25 protein-coding genes are annotated in these 26,745 nt (G+C 42.5%); 11 read left to right on the top strand and 14 right to left on the bottom strand.

Features of this window, described 5'->3' with window-relative positions; genetic code table 11:
• Window positions 1-35 precede the first annotated feature (35 nt).
• Window positions 36-1,061 (top strand): uroporphyrinogen decarboxylase, encoded by a 1,026-nt coding sequence (gene hemE / locus PF027_RS06205; protein ID WP_270872767.1) that lies wholly within the window; start codon window positions 36-38, stop codon window positions 1,059-1,061.
• On the top strand, window positions 1,058-1,951 hold the full coding sequence (locus tag PF027_RS06200; protein ID WP_270865186.1) for a radical SAM protein: 894 nt from the start codon (window positions 1,058-1,060) through the stop codon (window positions 1,949-1,951). Before hemE ends, PF027_RS06200 begins: the two co-directional genes overlap by 4 nt.
• A gap of 212 nt (window positions 1,952-2,163) precedes the next feature.
• Here PF027_RS06200 and PF027_RS06195 read toward each other — a convergent pair whose 3' ends face one another.
• On the bottom strand, window positions 2,164-3,267 hold the full coding sequence (locus PF027_RS06195; protein ID WP_270865185.1) for an MBL fold metallo-hydrolase: 1,104 nt from the start codon (window positions 3,265-3,267) through the stop codon (window positions 2,164-2,166).
• A 124-nt stretch (window positions 3,268-3,391) separates the two neighbouring features.
• Here PF027_RS06195 and PF027_RS06190 point away from each other — a divergent pair, with 124 nt between their 5' ends.
• Window positions 3,392-4,591 carry an NAD(P)/FAD-dependent oxidoreductase gene (locus PF027_RS06190; protein ID WP_270877241.1) on the top strand — a complete coding sequence of 400 codons (1,200 nt, stop codon included), beginning with the start codon at window positions 3,392-3,394 and terminating at the stop codon, window positions 4,589-4,591.
• A 7-nt stretch (window positions 4,592-4,598) separates the two neighbouring features.
• Here the strand turns inward: PF027_RS06190 and PF027_RS06185 are convergent, their stop codons facing one another.
• The 13 genes from PF027_RS06185 to PF027_RS06125 form a co-directional block, all read right to left on the bottom strand.
• Window positions 4,599-5,285, bottom strand: coding sequence for a tetratricopeptide repeat protein (locus PF027_RS06185; RefSeq protein ID WP_270865183.1), 687 nt, complete (start codon window positions 5,283-5,285; stop codon window positions 4,599-4,601).
• Window positions 5,286-5,360: 75 nt separating this feature from the next.
• Entirely contained in the window at window positions 5,361-5,843 is a 483-nt protein-coding gene (locus PF027_RS06180) for a TlpA family protein disulfide reductase (protein WP_270872763.1), read from the bottom strand.
• Window positions 5,833-6,501 carry an ABC transporter ATP-binding protein gene (locus PF027_RS06175; protein WP_270872762.1) on the bottom strand — a complete coding sequence of 223 codons (669 nt, stop codon included), beginning with the start codon at window positions 6,499-6,501 and terminating at the stop codon, window positions 5,833-5,835. The genes PF027_RS06180 and PF027_RS06175 overlap by 11 nt, the downstream gene beginning before the upstream one ends.
• 1 nt (window position 6,502) lies before the next feature.
• A complete protein-coding gene (locus PF027_RS06170) occupies window positions 6,503-7,639 on the bottom strand; it encodes an ABC transporter permease (protein ID WP_270872761.1) in 1,137 nt (378 codons plus the stop codon).
• Complete coding sequence (locus PF027_RS06165) at window positions 7,626-8,870, bottom strand: ABC transporter permease (RefSeq protein ID WP_270872760.1); 1,245 nt, start codon at window positions 8,868-8,870, stop codon at window positions 7,626-7,628. Before PF027_RS06165 ends, PF027_RS06170 begins: the two co-directional genes overlap by 14 nt.
• Window positions 8,870-10,252 (bottom strand): Fe-S-containing protein, encoded by a 1,383-nt coding sequence (locus PF027_RS06160; protein WP_270872759.1) that lies wholly within the window; start codon window positions 10,250-10,252, stop codon window positions 8,870-8,872. Before PF027_RS06160 ends, PF027_RS06165 begins: the two co-directional genes overlap by 1 nt.
• A 486-nt stretch (window positions 10,253-10,738) precedes the next feature.
• Window positions 10,739-11,260 (bottom strand): iron transporter, encoded by a 522-nt coding sequence (locus tag PF027_RS06155; protein ID WP_270859954.1) that lies wholly within the window; start codon window positions 11,258-11,260, stop codon window positions 10,739-10,741.
• The gene (locus PF027_RS06150) at window positions 11,257-13,263 is read right to left on the bottom strand and encodes an FTR1 family iron permease (RefSeq protein ID WP_270872758.1); all 2,007 of its coding nucleotides are present in this window, start codon (window positions 13,261-13,263) and stop codon (window positions 11,257-11,259) included. The genes PF027_RS06155 and PF027_RS06150 overlap by 4 nt, the downstream gene beginning before the upstream one ends.
• Before the next feature lie 243 nt (window positions 13,264-13,506).
• Window positions 13,507-14,532: a c-type cytochrome gene (locus tag PF027_RS06145; protein ID WP_270862102.1), complete on the bottom strand. Its 1,026-nt coding sequence runs from the start codon at window positions 14,530-14,532 to the stop codon at window positions 13,507-13,509.
• 1 nt (window position 14,533) lies between these two features.
• Window positions 14,534-15,793, bottom strand: coding sequence for a cytochrome b (locus PF027_RS06140; protein ID WP_270877240.1), 1,260 nt, complete (start codon window positions 15,791-15,793; stop codon window positions 14,534-14,536).
• A gap of 10 nt (window positions 15,794-15,803) precedes the next feature.
• A complete protein-coding gene (gene petA / locus PF027_RS06135; RefSeq protein ID WP_270859958.1) occupies window positions 15,804-16,319 on the bottom strand; it encodes a ubiquinol-cytochrome c reductase iron-sulfur subunit in 516 nt (171 codons plus the stop codon).
• A 180-nt stretch (window positions 16,320-16,499) separates the two neighbouring features.
• Window positions 16,500-19,613: a cytochrome c biogenesis protein gene (gene ccsA / locus PF027_RS06130; RefSeq protein ID WP_270877239.1), complete on the bottom strand. Its 3,114-nt coding sequence runs from the start codon at window positions 19,611-19,613 to the stop codon at window positions 16,500-16,502.
• Between the two features lie 67 nt (window positions 19,614-19,680).
• Window positions 19,681-20,163: a CreA family protein gene (locus tag PF027_RS06125; protein WP_270872756.1), complete on the bottom strand. Its 483-nt coding sequence runs from the start codon at window positions 20,161-20,163 to the stop codon at window positions 19,681-19,683.
• A 73-nt stretch (window positions 20,164-20,236) separates the two neighbouring features.
• On the opposite strand from PF027_RS06125, the gene PF027_RS06120 reads away from it, so the two are divergent.
• The 8 genes from PF027_RS06120 (at window position 20,237) to PF027_RS06085 (ending at window position 26,285) form a co-directional block, all read left to right on the top strand.
• Complete coding sequence (locus PF027_RS06120; RefSeq protein ID WP_270872755.1) at window positions 20,237-21,601, top strand: phosphomannomutase/phosphoglucomutase; 1,365 nt, start codon at window positions 20,237-20,239, stop codon at window positions 21,599-21,601.
• On the top strand, window positions 21,601-21,837 hold the full coding sequence (gene cmeU, locus PF027_RS06115) for a CmeU family protein (protein ID WP_270859962.1): 237 nt from the start codon (window positions 21,601-21,603) through the stop codon (window positions 21,835-21,837). The genes PF027_RS06120 and cmeU overlap by 1 nt, the downstream gene beginning before the upstream one ends.
• A complete protein-coding gene (locus PF027_RS06110; RefSeq protein ID WP_270872754.1) occupies window positions 21,830-22,840 on the top strand; it encodes an alanine racemase in 1,011 nt (336 codons plus the stop codon). Before cmeU ends, PF027_RS06110 begins: the two co-directional genes overlap by 8 nt.
• On the top strand, window positions 22,837-23,556 hold the full coding sequence (locus PF027_RS06105; RefSeq protein WP_270865169.1) for a LemA family protein: 720 nt from the start codon (window positions 22,837-22,839) through the stop codon (window positions 23,554-23,556). The genes PF027_RS06110 and PF027_RS06105 overlap by 4 nt, the downstream gene beginning before the upstream one ends.
• Window positions 23,557-24,165: a hypothetical protein gene (locus PF027_RS06100; protein WP_270872753.1), complete on the top strand. Its 609-nt coding sequence runs from the start codon at window positions 23,557-23,559 to the stop codon at window positions 24,163-24,165.
• A complete protein-coding gene (locus PF027_RS06095) occupies window positions 24,162-24,977 on the top strand; it encodes a TPM domain-containing protein (protein ID WP_270872752.1) in 816 nt (271 codons plus the stop codon). The genes PF027_RS06100 and PF027_RS06095 overlap by 4 nt, the downstream gene beginning before the upstream one ends.
• 48 nt (window positions 24,978-25,025) lie before the next feature.
• Entirely contained in the window at window positions 25,026-25,622 is a 597-nt protein-coding gene (locus tag PF027_RS06090; protein ID WP_270877238.1) for an IMPACT family protein, read from the top strand.
• Window positions 25,623-25,718: 96 nt separating this feature from the next.
• The gene (locus tag PF027_RS06085; protein ID WP_270859968.1) at window positions 25,719-26,285 is read left to right on the top strand and encodes a PAS domain-containing protein; all 567 of its coding nucleotides are present in this window, start codon (window positions 25,719-25,721) and stop codon (window positions 26,283-26,285) included.
• Window positions 26,286-26,745: the final 460 nt, after the last annotated feature.

Here is a 26,745-nt window from a genome sequence, read left to right as displayed (position 1 = left end):
AATTTCACTAAATTTAGCCTATTTAAGGAGCAATGATGATTTTTATCGACGCATGTTTGAAAAAGCCGACACATTATACGCCTGTGTGGATGATGAGACAAGCTGGGCGTTATTTGCCAGAATACATGGCAGTGCGAAAAAGCGTGGGCGGGTTTTTGGAACTTTGCAAGGACTTTCGCAAAGCAAGCGAGGTTACAATCCAGCCTGTGGAGATTTTAGGCGTCGATGCGGCGATTTTATTTAGCGATATTTTGGTTGTTCCGCTTGAAATGGGGCTTGATTTGGAATTTGTCGCAGGCGAGGGTCCAAAATTTAAAAATCCTTTGAAGAGCGTGGAAGATTTAAAGGCTTTAAGCTCCGAAAAAGCCGTGAAAAATCTGCAATATGTCTATGATACGGTCGCGCTAACAAGGCAAAATTTAAGCGATGATAAGGCGCTAATTGGCTTTTGCGGTTCGCCTTGGACGGTGGCGACATATATGATCGAAGGTGGCACGACAAAAACTTATGCGATTTGCAAAAAAATGGCGTATTCTAACCCTGAGCTTTTGCACGAAATTTTACGCGCCGTTACGGAGACGACTAAACTTTACCTTGAAAACCAAATCAAAAACGGCGTAAATGCCGTGCAAATTTTTGATAGCTGGGCGAGTGCATTAGAAGAAAGCGCGTTTTTTGAGTTTAGCTGGAAGTATATTTTAGAAATTTGCGACTATTTAAAGGCGAAATTTCCGCAAATTCCGATTATTGTCTTTCCAAAGGGCATTAGCGGATATTTGGATAAGATTAGCGGTAATTTCGATGTTTTTGGCGTGGATTGGAGCACTCCGATTGATTTGGCTGCGAAAAAACTCGGACAAAAATACACGCTTCAAGGAAATATGGAGCCGACCCGCCTTTATGACAAAAATGCCATAAAACAGGGTGTTTCGCAGATTTTGGAAGTTATGAAAAATCGCCCGCACATTTTTAATTTGGGGCATGGAATTTTGCCTGATATTCCTGTGGAAAATGCGAAATATTTCATAAATTTAGTGCATGAAATGAGCGTGGGAAAATGAAATATATTTTCGGTCCTGTGAGTTCTCGCCGTTTTGGGCAGAGCCTTGGGATTGATTTAAGTCCAAATTCGAAGCAATGCAACTTCAACTGTGCATATTGCGAATTAAAAGCAAAAAAGCCTATTTCGCAGATGAGCGAGATTTGCGATATTTCGCCCGTGCTTGATGAGCTAAAAGCGGCTTTGGCTAAATTTAAAAATACCCAAGTCATCACGCTTACGGCTAATGGCGAACCTAGCCTTCACCCTAAATTTGGCGAACTTGTAAGCGAGATTAAGGCTTTAAAATTGCCCCAAAAACTGCTAGTTTTATCAAATTCGAGCAGAATTTCGCAAAATTATGAAGCATTTTTGAAATGCGATATTTGCAAATTTTCCCTTGATAGTGTGGTTAGTGAAACTTTTAAAAAAATTGATAATCCGCATAGTAGTGTGAATTTGGACGAAATTATCTCAAATTTGATTAAATTTAGCTCTGAATTTAGGGGCGAATTAGTTATTGAAATTTTGGTTGTTGCAGGTCTTAACGATACTGCGCGCGAATTTGAAGCGCTAAATTCGGTGCTTGAAAAAATAAATCCCGCTCGCATTGATTTAGGCACGATTGATCGTCCGCCTGCGTTTAAAAACGCTAAGCCAGTAAGCTTTGAGAGGCTAGAATTTTTAAGCAAATTTTTGAAAAATCAAAGCGTAAATATAGTCGCAAAACCAAAATACGATAGCGAAAAGCTCGATTTTAGCGAAGATGAAATCCTATCAATGCTAATTCGCCGTCCTCAAAGCCTAAGCGATGTAGAGGCTAAATTTAGCGAACTCTCAAAGGCAAATTTAGCAAATTTGCTAAATTTAGGAAAAATCACCCTAAAAGACGGATTTTATAAAATTTCATAAATTTTGCAAAATACTGCCCTGAAATTTGCTTGTTATTGTCATTGCAAGAGTTTTGCAAATTTGTTTAATCTGTCATTGCGAGCTTTCGCAGAAAGCGAAGCAATCTACGAATTTAAAATTTCGGGGCAGTGTTTTTGCAAAATTTGTGTTAGGAATTTTATTTGCGTGAAAATTTTGCAATGACAAATCTGGCGCAGTGTCCCGCAACCCAGCTACTTCACGCCTTCCCACCATCTGTTTTGCGGTAAATTTGATAGGTTGAAAACCTCCCCCACAAGCGGCGTTGTGATAGTGTATTTCGCCCCAGCTTCCTTGCTAGCGCGCACAAATCTCTCCATTGGCTCGCTCCATTTATGATACGCCAAATCAAATTTCGCCCAGTGTATCGGCAAAAGCACGCGCGCACCAAGCACGCTGGCGTTTTTCGCGCTTTGCTCTGGCATGGAGTGGATCTGCGCCCAGGCGCGGTTGTAGGCGCCGTTTTCTAGCATGGCGATATCAAAGTGTCCGTATTTTTGCGCGATTTGCGCGAAATGCTCGCCATCTCCGCTATCGCCTCCGTAAAAAATCCTAGCCCCATCAGCGATAATCGCATACGAGCCCCACAGCGTGGTATTTCTGTGAAATCTACCGCTAAAATGTCTAGCGCGTTCGAGCGTGAAACTCACACCATTTACGCTTGCGCTCTCTTCTAAATCCAGTTCCGTAATTTTCGCGTCCTGCACGCCCCAGCGAAGCAGGTGGGCGCGCACACCAAGAGGCACGATATAGCGCTCTGCTTTGGCGTCAATCTCCCTGATAGCGCGCATGTCGAGGTGATCGTAGTGATCGTGGCTGATTACCACGCATAGCTTATCTGGCAGGTCCGAAATCCTAGGCGTTATCTCATACGCAAATGGCGCGCCACCCACGAAAATCGGCGAGGCGCGGTAAAATACAGGGTCGGCGATGATATTTAAATCATTTATGCGAAATAGCACACTCGAATGCCCAAACCAGACAAAATCGCCGTTTTTGAGGGCGCTAGGCTCAAATTTCACGCTAGGAAGCGCGCGCGAGGGGTTTTTGCCCTTGGGAGTAAAAATCATATCATAAAGCCAGCTTAGCATGCTTGGCATTTCATCGCTGGTCGCTAGCACCGTAGGCTGGGCGTTTTCGAAGGTTTTGCCATTGTAAGCCTTGCTGGCGCGGATTTTCGCCATAGAAATCTCATCTGGTACTCCGCCAAAAACAGGGTGAAATTTCACGAAGCAAAGCACGAGCGCGCCCAAAAACAAAACCGTAGCAAAAAACCAAAAAATCGATTTTAAAATCATTTTTTCCCTTTGAAATTTTTGGTTTATATTAGCGAAATTTTGAAATTTTGCTTAGACAAATTCTCCAAATTTATTGCCCAATTTTGCAAATTTTAGTAAAATGCGCCCAAAAATAGGAGAAATTTTGATTTACGATGTGATTGTTGTGGGCGCGGGTGCGGCTGGGCTTTTTGCTGCTATAAATTTGCGCGCAAAAAGCGTTTTGATTGTGGAGAAAAACGCCTTAGCAGGGCGCAAAATCTTAGCCAGCGGTGGTGGGCGGTGCAATATCACAAATGCGAATTTGAGTGCGAAAAATTATTTAGGAGATGAAAATTTTATCTCGCAAATACTGCGCCGGCTAAGCGTAGATGAGCTTTTGAGCGTGTTTGCGCCTTTGGAATTTGGCTTAGAAAAAAACGCTCAGTATTTTTGCAAAAACCACTCGCGTTCAGTATTGCAAAAACTACTATCTATGGCGCAAAAAACCTGCGAAATTCGCACAAATTGCGAAATTTGCGAAATTTCAAAGAGTGGCGAAATTTTTAATTTATTTAGCATTAAAGGCGAGAAATTTTGCGCCAAAAATCTCATAATCGCCACAGGCGGGCCTAGTTTTAGGGCGCTTGGCGCAAGTGATAGTGCGCTAAGCTTTGCGGTGAGTTTTGGCATAAAGTGCGAGAAATTTCGACCAGCCCTCGTGGGGCTTTGCGTGCAAAAGAGCGAGTTTTGGTTCAAAAATCTAAGTGGCGTGAGCCTTGGCGTGCGCGCAAAGCTCGCAGGGCGCGAGATTGTAGGCGAGGCGCTATTTACGCACAGAGGCATTAGTGGGCCTGCGATTTTAAATGCGTCGCTGTTTTGGAGAAGTGGCAAAATCACTCTAAATTTCGCCCCAAATCACAATATGCAAAGCCTAGAAAAGGCCCTAAATGGCGGGAAAAAACAGCTTTCGAGTTTGCCATTTTTGCCAAAACGCTTTGTTTTGGAGTTTTTGCGCTCGCAAAATTTACAGGATAAAATTTTCTCAAAATATAGCCACGCAGAGTTGGAAAAAATCGCGCGAATTTTCTCTTACGAGTTTGCCCCTGCTGGCACTTTTGGCTTTGAAAAGGCCGAAATTAGCGCGGGTGGCGTTTGCGCGGACGAGTTAGGCGCGGATTGTGAAAGCAAAAAAATCCCCGGACTGTATTTTGCAGGCGAGTGCATAGACGCATCTGGAATGCTTGGAGGATATAATCTGCATTTTGCTTTTGCTAGCGCTCTTTGCGTGGCGCGCGCGATAAATTCTAAACTTAGCGCGCGAAATTTGACAAATTTTAAAATTCGCCAAATTTCGCAAATTTAGCCCAAAATTATCGCTCAATTTTTTCGATTATGATATCGCCTGATTTTAGCCCTTCGAGCGTGGTTTTGGCCTTTTCGTCGTCTTTAAACTCGGCGCAGTAAATCTCCAAATACTCAATCCCTTTGGCGTTGTTTTGATTCATTAGCTCGATTGCTGCGAGTGCCAAATACGGGCGTTTTGCGCCAAGTTCGGTAGCGCGAGATAAAATTTCTTTTGCCTTGTCTGTGCGAGTGGAATTTAGCAAAAACTCGCCATAAGTCGTTAAAACCTCGGTGTTTTGGCTATCGCGCGCTAGTATTCTCTCATAAATCGCGTCGGCTTTTTCCTTCGCACCTAGCACATCGAAATTGTGTTGGGATACATAAATTTGGGCGAATTTCATATCAAATTGCGTGCGGTCTTTGGCGTCGATTTTATCGGTGATGATCTCTTTGTTTATGTACTCAAAAACGCTCGCCATGAGCACGGAGTCGTTGTATCCTTGCTCGGCTTCGTCCTCGCTGTCAAATTTCAGCGGATACTCGCAGGCATGCTTGCACAGCGCGTCGGAGTATTCGTAGAGTTTGGCGATGTCGAGGTTCGCACCACCATTAGGATTTTTTTTCATTACAGCGTCGTTTGAATACGCGCTATACGGCTCGGCGCAAAGTGCGCTAAATAGGGCGAAAATCGCGATTAATATGCGGTTTGTCATTTTCTTATCCTTAAATAAAAAAGTTACTAATTCTAGTGGAAAAATTTAAATAATTACTGAATTTAGGCTAAATTTTTAAATTTCATTTTCAAACGCACTTTTTGGATACAGACCGATTAGTTTTTTTACCATTTTGCCGTTTTTATCATATATCAGCGAGGTTGGCGTGCCAAATATCCCACCAGCGACATTTGATAGGTATTTCACAGAGGCTGGCGCGCTAAGCGTAGGGAATTTCACCCCTTTTTCGCGCGCGGTTTTCAGATCCGTTTCTAGCTCACCGCCACTGCCTAAAACGCCGATTACAAGGGCTTTTTGCGAGGCGTGGATTTCATTTAGGATAGGGGTTTGCGCCCCACATGCCCCACACGAAGCCGTGAAAAAAAACAAAATCACAGGTTTGTCGTTTTCACCGACCATAAAAGAGCGAGTTTTAGGGTCAAATTTCGTCGCGATACTCTCGCCATTTAGGGCTAAATGGCGTTTTTCGCCATCGCATGCACCAAGCATTAAAGCGCACGCTAGGGCTAACGCAAATTTTAAAATTTTAAATTTCATTTAAAACCTCGATTTTATCTAATTTTCCGTGCCTTAAACGCACGATTTTATCGGCATATTTGCCTAATTCTTCGTTGTGCGTAACGAGTATGAGGCTCTTTCCCTCGGCGCGCAGTCCCTTAAAAAGCTCCAAAATCACAGCCTCGTTCGCCTCGTCTAGATTGCCCGTAGGCTCATCGGCGATGATGATATCAGGCTCGTTGATTAGGGCGCGCGCGATACAAAGCCGCTGCTGTTCGCCACCACTAAGTTCGCTTGGTCTATGCGCCAGCCTGTGCGCTAGGCCGACCCTTTCGAGCGCGCTTTTTGCGCTTTTTTCATCGACGCAGGAGTGGTAGTATTGATTTAGCATGACATTTTCAATGGCGTTTAGGTATGGTATGAGGTGGAATTGCTGAAAAACAAGGCCGATTTTTTTGCGACGAAATTCTAAAATTTGCGCTTCATTTAGCGAGCTAGCATCATCTCCGCCTAGCAAATACTCGCCCTTTGTGGGGCTATCCATTAGGGAGAGGATATTTACAAGTGTGCTTTTGCCACTCCCGCTTGGCCCCATTATGCTCACCCACTCGCCCTTTTTCGCGCCAAAGCTAATGTCATCTAGCGCCTTTACATCACCAAAATATTTACAAATACCATTAAATTTTAAAATTTCCATATTATTCCTTTAATAAATTTGCCAAATTTGGATTTAGCGCCCGTTTTATGGGATAATAACTCGCACTAAGCGCGAAAATCAGCGATAAAATCACCGCCATTACAAGCCCTATAAATCTAAAATCCACTCCGCTAGAAAATAAAATTTGACCCAAAATTATGGCTAAAAAATACCCGATGATCGCGCCAAATACTGCCCCGCTAACGCACAAAAGCAAAATTTCGCCCAAAATTATGTGAAAGATATTGGCTCTGTTTGCGCCGATAGCGCGAAGCAGGGCGAATTCTTTAATGCGAGAGAGTAGGACCTGGCTTAGGCTAGTGTTTATGCAAATCGAGGTTATGGCTAAAATCGTAAAGCCACTTAGTAGCATTAAAAGCTTGATTTTATCTAGGATTATGCCTTGTGTTTTGGATACTTTGCCCACGACATTAAAGCTCATTTTCTCATCGCTTAAATTACGAGAAATTTCGCTAAGACCCTTAAAATCGCTATCTACAATCGCTTCGGCGTAGTTGATTTCGCCTTTGGCATTAAAGATATTTTGCGCCAAATTTAGCGAGATTAAAAGCAAGCCATCTTCCTTGCCTCCGTCAAAAACAATGCCCTTTATGCGGACTTTGTGAGTGAAATTTGTATTTGCGTTGTGCGGAGAAATGCCGATTTCATCGCCTAGCTTCACGCCTAAAATTTTGGCTAAATCCTCGCCGATTAGGGCGTTTTTATCGTCGAAATCCACTCTGATTAGCTCGCCCTCTTTGAGTTGCAAAAATGGCATTGTTTTTGCCAAATTTGAAAATTCCACGCCCATTACCACAGCCGAATTTACCCCTAAATTCGCACTTTTAAATAGATAGCTATTGTGCGCTTTGAGATTTGGAATACTGCGAAATTTCGCTTTTAGTTCATCTTCGCTAATGATAAAATTCTGCGAGGAATTTGGTGAGATTATCAAATTTGCCCCATAAGAGTTTAATTCTCCTGCGACTTTTTTGTCGATATCTGCCCAGATATTCACAAACGCCGCGCAAACTGCTGAGCCAAGGGCGATTGCGATAAAAATCACAAACGAGCGCAAAGAGTTGGCAAAAATGCTTTTTAAGACTATTGTGCGATAAAATTTATTATTTTCTACCATATAAAACCTCCGCTGGTGGCAGTTTTAGCGCGCTACGAAGTGGCAAAATCGAGCCGATTAGACAGATTACAAACCCAAATGCAATGCTTAGTGGCAAAACTAGCAGAGCAAAGCCCAAAAACGAGCCAAAGATTTGCTGAGCGATAATCTGACTTGCTAAGTATCCCGCGCTCGCCCCTAAAATCGAAGCGAAAAGGCACACGACGAGGGTTTCGGCGATGAATTGCAAATATATAGACAAACCGCTTGCCCCAAGCGCCTTTAAAAGCCCGATTTCCTTTTTGCGCTTGAAGGTTTCGTTGCTAAGCAAGCTTGCAATGCAAATGCTAGAAATGATGAGCGAGAGGATACTCACCACGCCCATTAGGCCTTGGATTTTTTTGGTGATTCCGCTCTGGGCTTCGCTCACGCTAAGGACTGCTTTGGCGCTTGCGTTTGGGAAATCCTCGGCGATTTGGTATGCTATGGAGCTAACATAGGCTGAGCAATACCAAGTATCGTGCTCTACGGCGTCTAGGCTGTCTAAATTGCGCCTAGCCTTTACCGATAAATCATCTTCTGGGATTGTCATTGCAGATACTTCTGCTTTGGCGATTTGACCCTCGCGGTGAGTGAGCTTTTGCACGAAGGCTAAATTCGCGATGATTTTACCGCTGTATTCCTCCGCATCGTGCAAAATCCCCACCACGCGCACAGTGTAAATGCCTAGATCAATCTCATCGCCGATTTTTAAACCTAGCTTTTCGCCTGCGATGACTTCATCATCTGCGCCATCCTTTGCCCACTCGCCACTAACGCGCCAAAATGGATAAAGGTGCCTTACCCCGACTCTAAAATCAGGCTCATCACTCACGCCTGCGGGTTTGTCAAAATATGTCCCAACGACCTCGAATTCATCGATTTGCTCGGATAAAAACGGCGCGTAGCTTGTGATATTGTTGCGCCAAAAAATCTCTTTGATTTTTACCAAATCGCTTTCGGCCAAAAAATCATCGTTTGCAAGTGGCGAAAAATCGCGCCCCGCAATTTCGATATTTAGGTTGGCAGATCTGGGCAAAACCACGATATTTGCGCCATATCTTCCTAGCTCGCTTGCTAGTTTGTCGCCGATTTTAAGAGTGATATTTAGCATGCAAGCGATTAAGCCAACAGATAAAAAAATCGTCAAAAACGCTAAAAATTTCGACTCCTTAGCCCCAAAAATCGAAGCTTTTAAAATTCTAAAAAACATTATTTAAGCTCCTTTAATGTGCCGTTTTCATCGACGAAATTTTGCGGATTTTGAGTAAAAATTTCTTCGTTTTTTTCATTTTCGAAAAAATAAATCCTGCCATAATACAAATAGCTGAATTTCGATGAATTTGAAATCCTCGCGCGCGAAACGGGGTCTATGACCTGTTTTTCGACGATTTCGCTAAAATAGCTTGCTCCGCTTAAAATTTCGCTAAGCGCGATTTTTACGCGCTCGCCGTCAAAGTCAAATTTCATTGGGATTGGGTTGCAGCCGCCCATTTTGCCGACACTTGGCAAGAAAATTCGCACATTGCACGCTATGCAGATTAGCTCATCGCCCTTTTTGACATAGCCCATATCTCCGCAAATCGAGCACGCGTCAAACACCGCAACCGGCGAGAGATGAGTGTTAAATTTATTTAGCAAAAAAAAGCGGATTTTATGGCCATCATCGCTGATATAGGCGTATCTGTGAAGGCGCCCGTCTTGCAAAGCCTGCGCGTCAAAGACAAACTCGCCATTTACTGGTTCTACGAGTGTGGGTGTATCAATCGTAGGCGGGCGAGAAGCTACTAGCAGATAATATAGGCTAATAGCGCAAAATAGGGCGCAAAGTGCGAGTGCGCAGAGGAAAGTGCGCCAAATTTTAAACCTTACGCTTTTGTTTATGCGCCAAGCGATGATATTTTCATCTTGCGCTAGTTTTTTGGGGGCTAAATTTAGGTAGAAAATCCCCATAAATAGGGCAATTGCACACAAAATCAATATTAAATGCTGGTTGTTGTGGTAGATGATTTTGGCGATTATGCTTAGAAATTCGCTCGAATTTATAAATTTGAGCGAGGCGTAATTTGCGAAGTATCCGCCCTGCCTGATCCCTAGCCCCACAAATCCGAGCTTAGCGATGAATAAGAGGGCGCAGGTTAGGGTAAGGGCGACAAAATTTGCGCGCGCACGATTTTTTAAAATTTCGCTATAAAGCAGGTAAAATAAAGCTAGGCACGAAAGAGCTAAAATCACCATAAAAAGGTTTAGAATAGCCCCGCTATCAAGGAGTTCGGTGCTAAAAATTTTAAAATTTGCGCTGATTAAAAAATACTCAAAACAGGCGCAAACGCCAAGGGCAAAAATGCAAAATTTAGCCAGTTTCGCAAGGCAAAATTTAGCGCAAAATGGCAGTAAAAATAGCGCAACCAAGGCAAAAATATCAAAGAAAATTTTGCCCTCTTGCGCGATTAGACTATGATTTAGCGCGCTAAAACAGGCGCCCCCAAACACCGCTCCAAAAAAGGCAAATGCAAAATTTTTTTTGCCAAAGTGCGCGGCGACGATAAATAGTGGCAAAAATGCCAAAACAAAATGGTAAAAAAATATCGACAAAACTGCAACCTAAATGTGAAATTTTAGAGCTGTTTGAAATAAAATGCAAATTTAAAATTTAAATTTTGTCTAATTTGTCATTGCGAGAATTTTGCGTTAGCGAAATTCGTGGCAATCTACGAATTTAAAATTCCTTGCGCTAAATTTGCTGTCATTGCGAGCTTTCGCAGAAAGTGAAGCAATCCAGAAAAATTTAAATTCAAAATTCAACCCAAATTTTGCATTGAACGATTTTTTGAATTTAATCTGCGCCGTGAAATTCTCTGTAAGGGGGAGGGCGCGCTTTTTGCGAGACGCTACCCTCCCCCTTACCAACCCCCACCCCTGTAAAACGCTAGAAGTGGCTAAATTTAGAAAAACGAAGTTTTTCTAAATTTAGCTGGTTTTATTTTTACGGAAATGCTTCGCATTTCTCACAACGCTAAATTTGCAAATTTCCTTTTTTCAAACACTTCTAAAATTTCACCCAAAAAGGGTGAAATTTCGTTATTCTTTTGGAGTTCCAGTGTATGCAAATGTGTATTTCACATCAAATGCGCCCCACCATTTGCCCACGCCTGTGGCCTTGTCAGCGTGGCGACCAAAGCCGTTTGCGCCTGGGTTTTCGATATGGAAAATCAGCTCATAATTTCCCACGCCATTTTCCATTTTGACATTTGCGCCATAGTGTGGGCCGTCGCTTGCGACCATTGGCATGAAATTTCCCTTTTGGATTTTGCCGTTATCTAGGTTTTTTAGCTCGTAGCCGATTTTTAGGTATGGGATCCACTCGCCCTCGCCAAAGCCGTTTGCGTTGCCCTCGATCGCGTGGATATCAGCCTCTAAGTGGATATCAGCTAGGCTAGGTGCTAGATCAATGCCCTTTGGCTCCATGTCGATTGGTTGTAGATACACAGCGGCGATCTCCATGCCGTTCATTTCGACTGGTTCGCCGATAGGTTGCTCGCCAGCGAAGGCGATACTTGAAGCAAGGCTTAAAGCCAAAACTGATGAAAATAATTTTTTCATAAATTCTCCTTTGAAATAGATTTGTTTTTTTGTTTGATTATCAAAATTCCAACTATTAAAGCCACGATTAGCGCAGCTTGCGGGATTAGGCTCTCTTTGTAAGGGTAAAATCCAAGCCATGTAATCGTAGGCAAGCCCTCGATTATGGTTGGTGTAAATACCTTGCCCTCGACTAGCTCCATTATTCCCTTGCCGACAAAGACAATCGACATATAAAAAATAATAGCCGAAGTTATCATAAAAAACGGCTTGATTGCGATACGAAGCGAGAATTTTTTGATTAGGATATAAACCACGAGCAGTGCGATTACGCCTACGACAAATCCCGCGCCCACCATACCTAGCGCGCTCGGAGTTTTAGCGTCGATTATGAGCGCTAGATAAAATAGCACCGTCTCGGCTCCCTCGCGATATACCGCTAAAAAGACCATCCACCATAGCATTTTGCCGTCTTTTTCGCTCAGGCTTTGCGAAATCGCTCCACTGATATACGCGCTCCATTTTTTCGAATTTGCATTTGATAGAAGCCAAAACCCGACATAAAATAGCAATCCCACGGCTACTAGCATGACCGCGCCTTCTAGGATTTCGCGACTTTGACCTGCTTTTGCGGCACCAAAAATCGCGCTTATGCCCCACGCTGTGGCAAAACTAAGCGCAATTGCTACCGCAAGCGCGCTATAAACGATTTTTAATTTGCCCTCGTTACCTGATTTGATAAGTAGGGCGATGACGGCAGCCACGATGATTAGGGCCTCCATACCCTCGCGCAAAATAATTATAAGCGAGTATAAAAACAGATCCCATGCGCTAGAATTTTGCGTCAAATTTAGGCTCTCTTCAAGTTGCGCAAAAAGCTCGTTTTGCGCTGCGATAATTTGCTCTTTTGGCGCGCCAGAGCTAATTAGGGCTGAAATTTTATTAAAGCTAGCCTCGGTGTCAAGTTTGAGTTGGGAGTTTTTGGCTCCCACGAGTGCTTCCATGCCACTTTCTTCGTATTCGTCGAAGTAGATATTTCCGCTCTCATCGATTGCCTCATCGGTTTTGCCAGCCTCATACAGAGCCAAAACCTGCGCCATTTTGGATTTTATGTTTGCTACGGTTTGGCTAAAATCTGCATTTTGCGCCACTTCGCTTTCGCTAGCCTCTTGCGCGCTTTGTGGGGCTAGGGCGTAAGTTTGGCTAGGCAAATTTTGCGTGGCACTAAGAAGCAAATCATCTAAATCTTTTAGAGATTGGTTAAATTTCGCTTCGCCCGTATTTAGGCTATCGCGCAATAAATTTGAGATAATTCGTTGAATCATTTGGTCGTTTTTGCTAGAAACATATTTTCGCACGACCTCTTCGAATCTAGTGTTGCGATAAATGTCAAATTTAGCCTTGTTTAAAGCCGATTTTAGCGCGGTTTCGTCTTTGTTATCAAAGGCGGTTTTTGCATTATTTAGTTCGGTGATGAAATCATTATAAACGCTAAGCCATGGAGAATTTGGGTCGGAATTTGGGGTTTGATTTGCCGAATTTGCACCCGAATTTGCGCTAGAATTTTGCGTGGTGTTTGGGGCAGAATTTTCGCTTTGATTTGCGCTAGTTTGAGACTGTTCTTCGCCCTCGTTTTGATATTGGGCGACTAGTTTATGACCGCTTTCGATGATTGGCAAAATTTCAGTGATTTCGCTATTTAGCTTTGCTATCATAGCCTCGATTTCGCCTCTTGGAGTGCCTGCTTTAAAGGCTTTGCGGATATTTCCAAACTGCTTTTCCATAGCGTAGGATTTTTTCTGTCCTAAATTTATGCGGATTCCAGCTTCTAAATTTTCAAAATGGCTAAAATACGCCTCTTGGGTTAGTTTGCGCGCACTAGCGCTATCGCCGTTATCATACGCGCTCAAAGCCTGCTCGAATTTAGCCTTTATTGCCTGGGCATGGACTTGGTAATCTGCGCCAAAAAGCGATGATAAAAACAGAAAAATCAGTAAAAAAGATGATTTTAGGATAAATTTCATAACCTGCCTTTTTGCTAATTGGTTTCAAAATCAGTTTGGGATTATACAGCAAAATACTTAAACTATAATAAAAATGTTTATCAAAAACAAGGCTAAATGATAGCCGAAATTTAGCCAAATTTAGGGCAAAATTTATGCGGATTCAAAATCGAAATTTAGTGAAATTTAAAGGTTAAATTTGAGAAAATTTATTGAAATTTAGGGGATAAATTTAAAAGTAGTCGGCGAACCGACTACTTAGTTTTAGTGTAGTTTCGACCAAACTTTGCTTTTCCAAAGTCCAGCGAAAACTGATAAAATCGCGAAATATAGCATTATGTAAAGTGCTGTTTTTTCGCGCTCATCTTTTTTGCTATCGCCGACTTCTTCGAGATAGGCGACGACTTGATTTTCAGCTTCTTGTGTCAAACCAACGCGAGGCATAGATGTGCCTGGGAGTTTCTTTTGTGTATCGTTGATAAACTCGTGCAAATAATCAGGCAATTTCGAGCGAATCATCATTGATAAATCTGGCGGAGTAGAGCCCATGTAGGCTGCGACTTTCTCCATATCGCTTGTTACTTTGCGACCAGCATATTTGACATCGTGGCATCTTTGGCATGAGTCCTCGAAAACCTGCGCGTTTTCCATTGCGCTTGGTGCGATTGAGCGTAGATATGCTACGATATCTGCGATTTCTTGGTTTATATCATCGCCAAGTCCGTAAAATGCTGGCATTGGGTGCGGGTTTTCATCGCCAAATTTATGATCTAGCTTCATCGCCATTACAGGGTCTTTGATAAGAGCGGCTAGGAATTTTGGTGAGTATAGATATCCTGCGCTGCTAAGATCTGGTGGATTTACGCCATAAGCTTCGCTAGCACTTGTCGCGTCCATTGGAGCGTCCATGCCAAGCTTGCTTACGCCGTGGCATGCCACACAACCTGCGTTCATAAAGGTATCAGCGCCTCTTGTGGCGTCACCTTTGATAATGTCGATTTTATTAATCTCGTCCCAAAATAGCGTAACTTTGTCTTGTTGATTTTTTGCGTCTTGAAGCGTTCTAGTCGCACTTGCGATCATACCCTCATCGCCTGAATTTTGGGCTGTTTCTAGGGCTTTTTGCGCCTTTTCGACATTTGTAGTAGCAAGAGTGATATCCTCGGCTGCAAAGTCATAATTAGCAGGATCGACATGCGGGCTAAGTCTAGTATGAGCAAAAGGCTCAATCATCCAGTATAAAACCGCTACTAAAACAACGAGTATTGCTAATGTTTTTATCTCTTTCATCTTAACCTCTTTTCTTTCTTTCTGCGATTGTTATCAAAGGCAAGACAACTACTATCAATGCGATATAAAGTATCGATAAAATAAAGCCCCAATATGTATTTGATATGCCAAGCTCTGCGCCGTCTGCTGGGAGTTTGCCAAATAGGCTTAAAAGTATCATATCGATTAGTAATACCCAAAACCAGATAAAATATGCTTTGTTTCTGTGAGCTGGGGCTACGACAGAGCTTCTATCCATCCATGGAACTATCATTAGTGAAACGCCAGCGAACGCAAACGCCATAAGTCCGATATCTGCTGCCTTTAATGGTCCAACATCGAAGAAAAATCCGCGTAAAATTTCATATTGCCACAAGAAATACCACTCTGGGTAGATATGGTTTGGTGTTTTGAGGCTGTTTGCAGGGTCGAAATTTATCGGATCCATTGCGAAATTGAATTGAAAGCCAACCAAATAGAAGAAAAATATCATAAAGATTGAGAGATATAAGAAGTCTTTTGATAAAAATCCTGGCCAAAATGGGATAACTTTCGCATTTTTTGTATCGCCACTTAGGAATTTTTCGCTCTCTACCTCAAAATCGATTTCTTCGCCGTCTAGGTTATTTACATGAGGGACGCGAAGTGCGTAGAAGTGAAGCGCGATGACAGAGATTACGACTATCGGAAGCAAGCAGACATGAAGCATAAAAAATCTTGTCAAAGTCGGATCGCTTACAGCGTAATCGCCTCTGATCCACTCGACCACAGCGTCTCCTATGACTGGAATTCCGCCGAATAAATTTGTAATAACCATAGCCGCCCAGTAGCTCATTTGTCCCCAAGGAAGCATATATCCGCTAAAAGCTTCGGCTGAGAAAAGTATGAAAAGTAGCATACCGCTGACCCAAATCATCTCTCTGCCTTGCTTATATGAGCGATAGTAAAGTCCCACAAAAGTGTGGATATAAATCACCAAAAACACGACAGAAGCAGCCACTGCGTGGATATGTCGCCATAGCCAGCCATATTCTACCTCTTGCATGATAGTTTTATTTACGCTATCAAAGGCCAAAGCAGCGTCTGGTTTGTAATACATTACAAGCATTAAACCGCTTACGAAAAGCACGATAAATAGCGTCATCAAAATAACGCCCATAGCCCATAAAAAGCTGATGTTTTTCGGAATCCAATACTCCGTCATCATAACTTTCATAAATTTATTAACAGCAAGTCTTTGATCTAACCAATCCAAGATGCCTGTTGATTTTCTTACATGCATATCAATCCTCCTACGCTTTGCCCATTAGAGCTTGATATTCAGGGCCTTCTTCGCCAAGGACAAGTTTAGTTCCGTCGATTTTAAACGGAGGTATATCCATACCGCGTGGTGGCGGACCAAACACAGCTACGCCGTCAGTGTTGAAAACGCCTCCGTGGCATGCGCAAACGAATTGTTTAGAAGCTGGTTTGTAGCTAGGGATACAGCCCAAATGCGTGCATAGACCGATACAAAGCGTGTATCTAGCGCCACCTACGACGACATCTCGTTCATCGTTTTTGCCCATATCGGCTGTCTTTTTGAGAATAAATATTGGCTTTTTGCGCCACTCTGTCCTGTATAGCTCTCCGTCTTTAATCGGGCTTAAATCCACAGTCGTTACGCCGGCTGCTTTGACGCTAGGAAGCGGATCCCAGCTTTTTTTCATACCGCCTAATGCAAACACGCCGCCCACAGCAGCGACCGCACCAAACGCAAGTCCGATAAAGCCTCGTCTATTTTCACTAAAATCAGATTTAACAGACATCTTTACCCTTTCTTTTTGTGAAATAAAAGGGTAATTCTAGCCAAATAAATATTAAATTTAATTGATTTGAGTTAAGAATTTTGGCTTAAAATGCCTATTTAAGGGAATTATTTAATGAAATTTTAAAATTTAGAGTTTGAAATTTTATTTTTACAAACTCTAAATTTCATATAATAAATTTTACAATCTAGCCGATTTTCCCGAGCGAAAATATGCAACGATTGCCAAAATAAACATAGAAGCTGTCATTATATATGCCCAGCTTGGCACAGGGATTTTTTCGCCCGCTGCGTAAGAGTGCATACCTGTGAGATAAAAATTTACTCCAAAATATGTCATTATGACGCTAAAATACGCAAACATCGACGCTACGGCGAAGGCAAATTGTGAATTTAGCTTTGGCATAAATCTAAAATGCACCACGATCGCATAGACAAAAATCGTAATCAAAGCCCAAGTTTCCTTCGGATCCCAGCCCCAATACCTGCCCCAGCTCTCGTTTGCCCACACGCCACCTAGGAAGTTTCCAGCTGTTAGCAAACAAAGCCCAAGGATCATCGACATTTCGTTGATTCTAGTGGCTTCTGTGATATTGCGCGCGATTTCTGGGTTGTTTTTGCCGAAGCAAAACATCAAAAGCGTGAAAATTCCAAGCAACATACAAAGCCCCAAAAATCCGTAGCTTGCGGTGATTACAGATACATGGATTGTCAGCCAGTGTGATTTTAGCACTGGTTGTAGATTTGTGATTTGTGGATCCATATCGCTTAAATGCGCCACCATTAGCGTAATTCCCGCCATAATCGCCGTTAGTGCCAAAGAAATCGCAGATTTGCGCGAAAAGAAAATTCCACTAAGCGCTAACGCCCACGCGATATAAATCATCGACTCATACGAATTCGACCACGGCGCGTGTCCTGATACATACGCGCGAAGCCCAAGCCCGAAAGTATGTATCAAAAACGCCACTACATTTACAAACCAAACTAAATTAAACGCCCATTTTAAGCCCAAATTTGGCTTCATCATACGGATAAAAATAAAGATTAAAAGCAAAAATCCAGCGATTGTATAAATCGAAAAAAGTCGCTTGAAAATATGCGCGTTGTTGTATAAAATTTCATATTTTATCGCACTCTCGCTAGGTGCTAACTCGCCACCATTTTTGATTTGGTAATCCTTGATAATGCTTAGCATTTTGTTTGCGCTTTGCCAGTCGTTTTTGTTTTGGGCGTAAATCACAGCTGTGGCAAACATCGCGCTCATATCGCGCACCTTATCGCGCTCGCTCTCGCCCAGCATTTCAAGGGTTGCAAACGGCGAAATCCAGGTGCTATCGTTTGACTTTCCGGTAGGGATTATGCGGAAGTATTCGCCCATAATCGCGCCGTAAAACACATTTACTCTCTCATTTACTTTGATGATTTCTTTATCGAGCGCAGAGCGGTTACCAAGGGGTTTGCGGTTGATTTCCTCGCTTAATTTGTCAAGCTTATAAAAGCTCTCATTATCCTTCATTTCGAAAAAATCCATCATCGAAGCGTATTTTTGATTTTCATCTAAACCCAAAATTTTGCGTAGTTCCTTATCGCCCACGCGTATGATTTTAGCGGTGCGCCAATAATCTTGATTTAGCATAAACGAAAGCAAGGCTTCGTTGTGATTGAGCGTAATCCCGTCCTCGCCCTTGTAGGTTTCGCCGCGGTAAATTTTGTGCAAAATTTCGCGCGAAACTGTATCAAATGGCTCCATACGGCCATTGAAACCTTGCACGACTAATTTGCCTAGTTCTTTGCTAAATTCCTTATCAAAATTTGGCAAATTTAGCTTGATTTCATTTAAATTCACACTCTCATTTCCCTCTGCATGGGCTAAATTTGGCGCAACACAGGCGAAAATTACAGCCAAAATCGCCACGCTTTTTGCAAGGTGAGTGTTTTCGCTGATGAGTTTAGAAAGCTTGAAAAAGCGCGAATTTGGGTTTAAAAAGTTTAAAAACATACCAAGGCAGAGCAGAAAATATCCTAGATATGTCGGGAATTTGCCCGGGTCGCGATTTACAGATAGCACGGTGCCTCCCTCGTCCCTGTCATACGAGCTTTGGAAAAATCTGTATCCGCCGTGATCTAGGACATGGTTCATATAAATATCGTAATCATAGCTGTTTGCGCCGTCTTTGACGGTGACTTTGCTTTTGTATCCTGAGGGCGAGTTCGTGCCTGGGTAGCGATCCATGACGAAATCACGCAAAGCTAATTTAAACGGCAAATTTACCATTTTTGGCCCCAAAAGCGTGATAAAATTTGCGCCGCCGACTTCGTATTGAAGCCCCTTTTCGCCTTGGATTACTAGCACCTCTTTGTTTTCGTTGTTATAGCTAAGATCTGCGATAATGCCACCCATACCGGCTAAATTTTCCTCGACCCTAACAAATTTTTCCACAGCTGAGCTTAGCAGGCTAACTGGGGCGAAATTCGTCCCCTCAAAGCTATAAAGTGATAAATCATCGATTAGATTATCCTCATTTTTATTTAGTGCGATTTTTTCGCTAGTGCCCATTTTAGTGGCGTTTATGTCGAAATTCGAATTTATATAGAATTTATCGGCGTCGTTTTTGACATAGATAAAATATTTGGTTTTTGGCATGGTATTAAAGCTAATGCTAACCTCGCCTAGCTCGATACTCTGCCCAGAAAGTAGCGAAAGGGGCTGTTTTTGGGTATCGTTTGAGAACAAAAACTCGATTCTAGCGGGTGCGCTTTGGCTCTCGTCTTTGACCCATTTTAGCTCGCCGTGCGGGATAAATTCTTTAAATTTCAAATTTGCGTTTTTGCCATTTACATCTAAATTTAGATCAAATTTCATCTTTCCCACGCCGCTTAGGTAGTTTTTTTCATCGGCTGAGATGAAATTTTTATCCTCGCCTATACTGATTAACTGCACAAATTCGTCCTTGGTGCTAATTAGCGAGCTTTCCTCTCCCTCTCTAATGTGCAAATTCCCCTCAAATCCAAAATATCTCGTAAGCCCAGCACCAAGCAAAATAAAAAGAAAGCTTAAATGAAATATAAAGGTCGGAAGCTTTTTGATATCGCCGAGGCGGTAGCGGTAGATATTGTAGGCTAAATTTAGCCCCAAAAGTAGCATTATCAGCCCGAACCACCATGCATTATACACACTCGCCCACGCTACTGGCGTGCCAAATGCAGTCTCCACAAATGTCGCCACCGCGCACGCGATAGCCAGCAGGGCAAGCATAATGCTGGCAGATTCCATGCTAAAAATAGATTTCATATTTTTCCTTGCTAAATGATAAATTTTATTAAGAGCTGGGATTTTATCAAAAAATTCTTAAAAATTCTCATTTTTTGTAATTAAATTCGCACACCTTGCCTACGGCTTGATTGCACGGAATTGCCGAGATAGAATTATCTGGCGAGCCGTCGATGATTTTATCTGAATACACTAGATAAATTATGCTCTGGCTTGCTTCGTCAAACATACGCACGACATGGGTTTTTTTAAAGATTAGCGAGGATTTTTTCGCAAATATATCCTCTTTTTTAAGCTCTTCTTTGATTATGATTTTTGGGGCTGTTTGGCTGCATGAAACAGAGGCTTCTGAGCGGTCTTCTTCGACGCCAACAATCTCTTTGGCGCCACCTTTTTTGGCGTATGAGATGAAGCATGTAACCCCGTCGATTTTAGGGTCGCTGACGCTGATAACCTCGATTCTATCGTTTTTGCCAAAAATTCTAAACGAAGTATTTACACTATCAATCACCTCATAATCCTTAGCGAAAACTGCGCCCAAAATCGCACAAACAAGAAAAATTTTTTTCATTTTGACTCCTTAAATTTGACAAATTTTAACATTTATAATTTAAAATATTGTAATTTTTTTGTCAAGGAATTTTATGATTGAAGATATTTTTAGAGAATACGATATCCGCGGAATCGTGGGCGAGGATCTAAACGAAGAGAGCGTTAAGGCGATTGGTTTTGCCTTTGGTATGCACCTTAGACATTTAGGCCGCGAGCGTATCAGCGTGGGTTATGATGCGAGGCTAAGCGCGCCAGATATGTTTGAATACCTAGTAAGTGGGCTTAATTACGCTGGGCTTAGGATTTTTGATATTGGTCTTTTGCCTACGCCAGTTGGGTATTTTGGCGTATTTACGCATAAATTTGACGCAAACATTATGATTACAGGCTCGCACAATCCGAAAAATTATAACGGCTTTAAAATCACAATCGGCACGGATAGTTTTTTTGGCACACAGCTTAAAACACTCGGCCGCCAAGTGGCTGAATTTATGGCTAGTGGCGTAGAGATCCCAACAAATACATTTTGCGAAAAATATAATATTTTGGGCGAGTATTTGGACTATTTCGAAAAAGAATTTGCAAATTTGAAAAATTTCAAAACACCATTTGTGATTGATTGTGCAAACGGCGCAGCAGGTGTTACGGCGTGTAAAATCGTGGAAAGATTGGGCTTAAATGCTAAAATTTTATTTCCAGAACCTGACGGAAATTTCCCAAATCACCACCCAGACCCAAGCGAAGAGAAAAATTTAGTCGATTTAAAAAATGCAATTAGCGAAAACGGGCTAAATTTGGGCTTTGGTTTCGACGGAGACGCCGATAGAATCGCCGTGCTAACAGCGAAGCGAAATATCAAAGGCGACGAGCTAGCCTGCTTGCTGTCGTTAAATATGAAAGATCCAAAAATCCTTGGCGAAGTCAAATGCTCGCAGGTAATGTATGATGAGATAAACCGCCGTGGCAAGAGCTTTATGGGTAAAACCGGTCATAGCAATATCAAAAAGGCTATGAAGGAGCTTGGCATTGATTTGGCGGCCGAGGTGAGCGGGCATATTTATTTTAAGGAGCGATATTTTGGCTTTGATGATGGTGTGTATGCGATGATGAGAGTTTTGGAGCTTGTGGCAAAAGGCATTGATCTAGATGCCGAACTTGACGCACTGCCTGTAATGCACAGCACTGATGAGATAAAATTTAAAACCACAGACACCGCTAAATTTGAGATAATTGAAAAATTTAAAAATTTAGCCAAAAACGGCATTTCTGGGCTTCCAGCCGTGCGCGATATGATAGAAATCGACGGGGTTAGATTGAGGTTTGATGATGGCTGGGCTTTGGTGAGAGCTAGCAATACCACACCGATAATCGTAACGAGATTTGAGGCTAAAACTCCTGAATTTCGCGATGAAATGCAAAGGGTGATAATGGGCGCATTAGAGGAGATTGCAAAATAATGGAAAAAGAGCTAGTCGAGCAAAATATAAAAGAGCTTCTTGGCGCTAGGGCTGAATTTTTCGCGCTACTAGACGAAAAAGTGCCAAAAATAGAGGGCACAGATGTGTTTGATTTCGCAAACGCAAAAGAGGCGAATTTAAAGGAAATTTACGCCAAATTTTACGGCTATGATTATGCTATTCGCAAGCTTTTGCCGTATTTATACAAGGCGTATGGAGTGAGCTTTAATGTCTGAAATTTTGATTGATAAATCAGCGTATTTTCACAATCTTTCGCAAATTTCGCAAAAAGTAGCCAAAGAGCGCATTATGCTCGTGCTTAAAGATAATGCTTACGGGCATGGCATGCGCGAAATCGCGGGTTTGGCGCGTGAGTTTGGTATCAAAAGAGCCGTTACTAGGACGCTAGATGAAGCGCGCGAGATTTCAGAATTTTTTGAGGAAATTTTAATTCTTTCGCATATCCCAAACGGAAACGAAAATCCAAATTTTATTTATGCCGTAAATGATATGAGCTATTTTTCGCGCCTAAAAACAGGCACGAATATTCATATTGTCGCAGATACAAATATGCATAGAAATGGAATTTGCGCCTATGATTTGGACGAAGCACTCGCGCTTTGTAAAAAACACTCGCTAAATTTGCGCGGATTTTTTACCCATTACCGCGCTAGCGATGAGCTAAGCTCTGATTTTTACGCGCAAAGGCAAAATTTCGCCGAATTTAAAAAAATCGCCAAATTTAAGGCAAATGAGGCTGGATTTAATGAGCTTATTTTACACTCTTCAAATTCAGCCGCGATCGAGCGTAGAGCGGGGTTTGATGATGAGTTTGTGCGCGTGGGTATGGCGCAGTATGGATACGCTCAGTTTGATGATAGCCTAAATTTGCGCCCTGTGCTTAGCTTGTGGGCTGATTTAATCAGCCAAAGAGTGCTTAAAAAAGGCGAAAGGGTAGGCTATGGCGGGGTGTTTTGCGCGCCGTGCGATATGAAAATCGGCACCTATGATTTGGGCTATGCAGACGGGCTTTTGCGATACGCTGGGCTTGGCGATTTGCGATTAGCCAGTGGAGAAAGGCTGCTTGGCAAAATGTCTATGGATAGCTTTTGCGCTGAGTTTGGTGGCGAGCGAGTGTGCGTGATAAATGACGCCAGAGAGTGGGCGAGATTTTTTGGCACGATTGAGTATGATGTGTTAGTTAAACTTCATGAAAAAATATCAAGGAGAGTGGTATGAACGAGTTAGAAAACCAAAATGGCGCCGAACAAATCGGCTATGACGGCGAAAAAGGCGCAAAAGGTGCAGAGCAAAGCCAAACCTACAATGGCTCTGCTAATGTCGAGAAAAAATCATCAAAAGGCTGGCTAAAATGGCTGATTATCGCTGGCATAATTTTGGCTGTGTTTGCGATTTTCGCCGTGCCTGTGTATAACAAACTGACCCTAAAAGACGAAGATGTCAATGCGGCCTGGGCGCAGGTGCAAAACCAATATCAAAGGCGCGCTGATTTGATCCCAAATTTCGTCGAAACCGTCAAAGGATACGCAAGCCATGAAAGAGGCACCTTAGAGGGCGTAATCGAGGCTCGCGCGAAGGCAACGAGCGTGAAAATCGACGCAAACGATATCGCAAATAACCCAGAAGCCTTTACGCAGTTTAACAACGCACAAGGCGAGCTAAGCTCGGCTCTATCGCGCTTAATGCTGGTTGTAGAACGATACCCTGAGCTAAAAGCAAACTCAAATTTCACGGATTTGCAAAATCAGTTAGAGGGCACCGAAAACCGCATAGCTGTGGCTCGCAAGGACTATATCGCTGTGGTGCAAGAGTATAACAAGATGATTAGGGTTTTCCCTACAAATATCATCGCCAAACTCGTAGGCAAAGGCGGAGCTAAGCCTGTATTTAACGCAGGCGAAGCCAATCAAAACGCGCCAAAAGTTTCGTTTTAGATGATTGAGCAAATTTACAAAGACGCCATAACGGATAAAATTTCAAAGGCCGAAGATGCGAGCGACGCTGAGATTATCTGCGTGCTAAGTGGCGAGGCTTTGGACTTAGAGCCCCTTAGCTGGGGCGTGGCTTGCACGATTGCCTTTGTAGTGGGCACTGCGCTGATGTTTTTCCAGCAAGTAGGCAAAGTAGGCGCGTTTGAGTTGATTGCGATTGTATTTTTGCTCTTTAAATTTCTATTTTCTAAATTTCCTAAATTTTTAGAATTTTTTATCCCTAAATTCTTTAAATTTAGGCTTACTTACGACTTTGCCGTGAGTAAATTTGAGCTGTTTGGATATGATAAAATCCTAAACGCTGTGATTTTTTGTGTTTGCAAAAATGAAAAAATCGCGCACATAGTTTGTGGCGAAAATATCAGCGCGAAGATTGATAATTCTGAATTTTTGCAGATTGTGCAGGAATTTTGCGTTCAGGCAAAAACTGCGAATTTCGGCGAGGCTGTGAGCGTGGGTATAGATAGGCTTTGCGCGCTAATAATGGCGAAAATCCCCCATGAAATGGGCGATAAAGATGAAATCAAAGAAAAGATTGTGGAAATAAAATGAGAAGAATTTTACTTTTTTTATTTTTGGCTTTATCTTTTTTGCAGGCTAAAATTTCAGACTATTTGGCCTTGCCAAACGACACGGCTATTATCGACGAGGCGGGTATTTTGCGCGCCTCTACGGCTGGTGCGTTAAACGAAATTTTGCTTAAATTTGACGAAAATTCCACCAATCAAATCATGGTCGTAACCCTAAAAACGCTCGGGGATTACTCTATCGAAGAGGTCGCGAACGAGCAGGCTAGGGCGCTTGGCATAGGGCAGAAGGGCTATGATAACGGCGTGCTTTTGCTCGTCGCGCCAAATGAGCGCAGGGTGCGTATCGAGGTCGGATATGGCTTGGAGGGCGTGCTGACTGACGGCGTGTCAAAACGCATAATCGAGTATAAAATTTTGCCCCATTTTAGGGCTGGGGATTTTGAGGGCGGAATAGTTTCTGGGGTGCTTACGATCCTCGATTTTATCGAGAGTGGCGACATAAAATTCGCCAAAATCGAGCGCGCTCAGGGCGAGGAAATCGACATTGATTTCATAATCTTTATGCTTTTCTTTTTCTTCGTATTTTTTATGATGATGAGAAACAAATCACGCTCACATGGGGATTATGGCAACACTATCATTTTAGGCGACGGGCTTGATGAAATTTTGCGTGGAGGTTTTGGCAGCTCTGGCGGATTTGGCGGTGGATTTGGCACAGGTTCTCGTGGCGGTTTCGGCGGTGGCTCTGGTGGATTTGGGCGCAGTTCGCGAGGAGGTGGCTTTCGCGGTGGCGGAGGCGGATTTGGCGGTGGCGGTGCCAGTGGTGGGTGGTAAGCCTCAAATTTCAAATTCAAAATTTAAAATTTAATCAAAAAGGCGAAAATGTATATCATACAGCGCGAATTTAGCGCGAATTTAGAGGTCAAAAAGTCAAATTTCATCGCGCATTTGGTGCCGTTAGGCGAGTTTGAGCGCGTGCGTGAGCGACTAAAAGACGAACACCCCAAAGCCCGCCACATCGTCTGGGCGTATCGAGCGCTAAATGAGTATTCTCAAATCGTCGAGAACCAAAGCGACGACGGCGAGCCAAAATCCACGAGCGGGCCATCGTGCCTAAATGCGCTTCGTGGCGCAGGTCTGATTGACACGGCTGTGCTTGTGGTGCGGTATTTTGGCGGGATTAAGCTAGGCACTGGCGGGCTAGTGCGCGCGTATGGTGGGGCTGTAAATTTGGCGATAAATGCGAGCGAGCTAGTATTATACGAGCTCAAAAAACCTTGCGAATTTTTCGTGCCGTTTGCGCAAATTGCGAAATTTGAGCACTTTATGAAAAAGCAAAATTTCGCTTACACGCTAAATTTCACCGACACAGGGGCTGTGTTTTCGTGCGCTCTTTCTCAGGCGCAAACAGCGATTTTCACGGATTTCGCGCAGGGTTTCATCGCACCATTTGAGATACTCAAACTGCCTGAATTTTAAATTTTTCACATAATATTATTGTTGTTTTTTTATTTTAAGTTAAATTTTATAAATCACTTTGTAAAATTGAGAGAAATTTTATCGTAAAGGAAAAAAATGCCAAGACCAACCCCTAAAAACAACGAAATCAAGCTAGATCCGGGCAGGTATATCGTCTCGCGCACCGATCCTAAGGGTATCATCACATTTGGCAATGTGTATTTTTGCGCTATTTGCGGGTATAGCGTCGAGGAGCTACTCGGTCAGCCACACAACATAATCCGCCACCCAGATATGCCAAAAATCGCGTTTAAGCTCATGTGGGATACAATCCAAAAGGGTCGCGATTTCGTCGCAGTCGTCAAAAATATGGCCAAAGACGGCAGTTACTACTGGGTCATGACCGAATTTATCCCTAAAAAAGACCCCGCCACAGGCGAGATTGTCGAATACACAGCCTATCGCAAAGCCCCGCCACGCGCTGCTATCGACATCGTCGAACCGCTGTATAAAAAGCTTCTCGCCGCAGAGGAGCAAGGCGGTATGGAGGCTAGCGAGGCGCTGCTAAACGAGTATCTCAAAAAACAAGGCGAGACTTATGAGAGCTGGATTGTGCGCATTACTGGCAAGTCAAACCCGATTACTGCGCTGTTTTTCAAGGCGATGAGGAAGCTTTTTGGCTAAATTTGGCTTGAAATTTGATGATTTAAATTTGCGTTGATTGTGAATTTTGATTGTTTAAATTTTAGTTTTTTAAATTTTTGATTGAAATTTTGATTGAAATTTTGATTATTTAAATTTTTGTTTTAAATTTTATGATTGAAATTTTAGTTATTTAAATTTGCGATTGGAATTTTGATTATTCAAATTTTTGTTTTAAATTTTGGTCGCTTAAATTTGTGATTGAAATTTTGATTATTTGAAATTTTGTTTAAATTTACGATTAAAATTTTGGGCTTATAGCTTAAAATTTTACTTGAAATTTTGTTTGAAATTTAAATTTCATTTCCCCCTTTGCCTAGACCTTGCGTCTAGGCTTTTTTATTTCGCATTTTTTTCCGCTAGCGCAACTTCTAAACACTGCCCCGAGATTTTTGTATGCTATTGTCATTGCAAAAGCAAAGTAAATTTGCCTTGATTTGTC

It is taken from the genome of Campylobacter sp. VBCF_01 NA2, from assembly GCF_027797205.1.
Classification (GTDB): Bacteria; Campylobacterota; Campylobacteria; order Campylobacterales; family Campylobacteraceae; genus Campylobacter_B.
Note: the sequence above shows the minus strand (reverse complement) of the source record. Positions and strands in the feature narration are given on the sequence as shown.

Bases quoted from the DNA above. Each gene is read 5' to 3' on its own strand.
- hemE (WP_270872767.1), top strand. From the start codon at position 36: ATGATTTTTATCGACGCATGTTTGAAAAAGCCGACACATTATACGCCT.
- PF027_RS06200 (WP_270865186.1), top strand. From the start codon at position 1,058: ATGAAATATATTTTCGGTCCTGTGAGTTCTCGCCGTTTTGGGCAGAGC.
- PF027_RS06195 (WP_270865185.1), bottom strand. From the start codon at position 3,267: ATGATTTTAAAATCGATTTTTTGGTTTTTTGCTACGGTTTTGTTTTTG.
- PF027_RS06185 (WP_270865183.1), bottom strand. From the start codon at position 5,285: ATGACAAACCGCATATTAATCGCGATTTTCGCCCTATTTAGCGCACTT.
- PF027_RS06180 (WP_270872763.1), bottom strand. From the start codon at position 5,843: ATGAAATTTAAAATTTTAAAATTTGCGTTAGCCCTAGCGTGCGCTTTA.
- PF027_RS06175 (WP_270872762.1), bottom strand. From the start codon at position 6,501: ATGGAAATTTTAAAATTTAATGGTATTTGTAAATATTTTGGTGATGTA.
- PF027_RS06170 (WP_270872761.1), bottom strand. From the start codon at position 7,639: ATGGTAGAAAATAATAAATTTTATCGCACAATAGTCTTAAAAAGCATT.
- PF027_RS06165 (WP_270872760.1), bottom strand. From the start codon at position 8,870: ATGTTTTTTAGAATTTTAAAAGCTTCGATTTTTGGGGCTAAGGAGTCG.
- PF027_RS06155 (WP_270859954.1), bottom strand. From the start codon at position 11,260: ATGAAAAAATTATTTTCATCAGTTTTGGCTTTAAGCCTTGCTTCAAGT.
- PF027_RS06150 (WP_270872758.1), bottom strand. From the start codon at position 13,263: ATGAAATTTATCCTAAAATCATCTTTTTTACTGATTTTTCTGTTTTTA.
- PF027_RS06145 (WP_270862102.1), bottom strand. From the start codon at position 14,532: ATGAAAGAGATAAAAACATTAGCAATACTCGTTGTTTTAGTAGCGGTT.
- PF027_RS06140 (WP_270877240.1), bottom strand. From the start codon at position 15,793: ATGCATGTAAGAAAATCAACAGGCATCTTGGATTGGTTAGATCAAAGA.
- petA (WP_270859958.1), bottom strand. From the start codon at position 16,319: ATGTCTGTTAAATCTGATTTTAGTGAAAATAGACGAGGCTTTATCGGA.
- ccsA (WP_270877239.1), bottom strand. From the start codon at position 19,613: ATGAAATCTATTTTTAGCATGGAATCTGCCAGCATTATGCTTGCCCTG.
- PF027_RS06125 (WP_270872756.1), bottom strand. From the start codon at position 20,163: ATGAAAAAAATTTTTCTTGTTTGTGCGATTTTGGGCGCAGTTTTCGCT.
- PF027_RS06120 (WP_270872755.1), top strand. From the start codon at position 20,237: ATGATTGAAGATATTTTTAGAGAATACGATATCCGCGGAATCGTGGGC.
- cmeU (WP_270859962.1), top strand. From the start codon at position 21,601: ATGGAAAAAGAGCTAGTCGAGCAAAATATAAAAGAGCTTCTTGGCGCT.
- PF027_RS06110 (WP_270872754.1), top strand. From the start codon at position 21,830: ATGTCTGAAATTTTGATTGATAAATCAGCGTATTTTCACAATCTTTCG.
- PF027_RS06105 (WP_270865169.1), top strand. From the start codon at position 22,837: ATGAACGAGTTAGAAAACCAAAATGGCGCCGAACAAATCGGCTATGAC.
- PF027_RS06100 (WP_270872753.1), top strand. From the start codon at position 23,557: ATGATTGAGCAAATTTACAAAGACGCCATAACGGATAAAATTTCAAAG.
- PF027_RS06095 (WP_270872752.1), top strand. From the start codon at position 24,162: ATGAGAAGAATTTTACTTTTTTTATTTTTGGCTTTATCTTTTTTGCAG.
- PF027_RS06090 (WP_270877238.1), top strand. From the start codon at position 25,026: ATGTATATCATACAGCGCGAATTTAGCGCGAATTTAGAGGTCAAAAAG.
- PF027_RS06085 (WP_270859968.1), top strand. From the start codon at position 25,719: ATGCCAAGACCAACCCCTAAAAACAACGAAATCAAGCTAGATCCGGGC.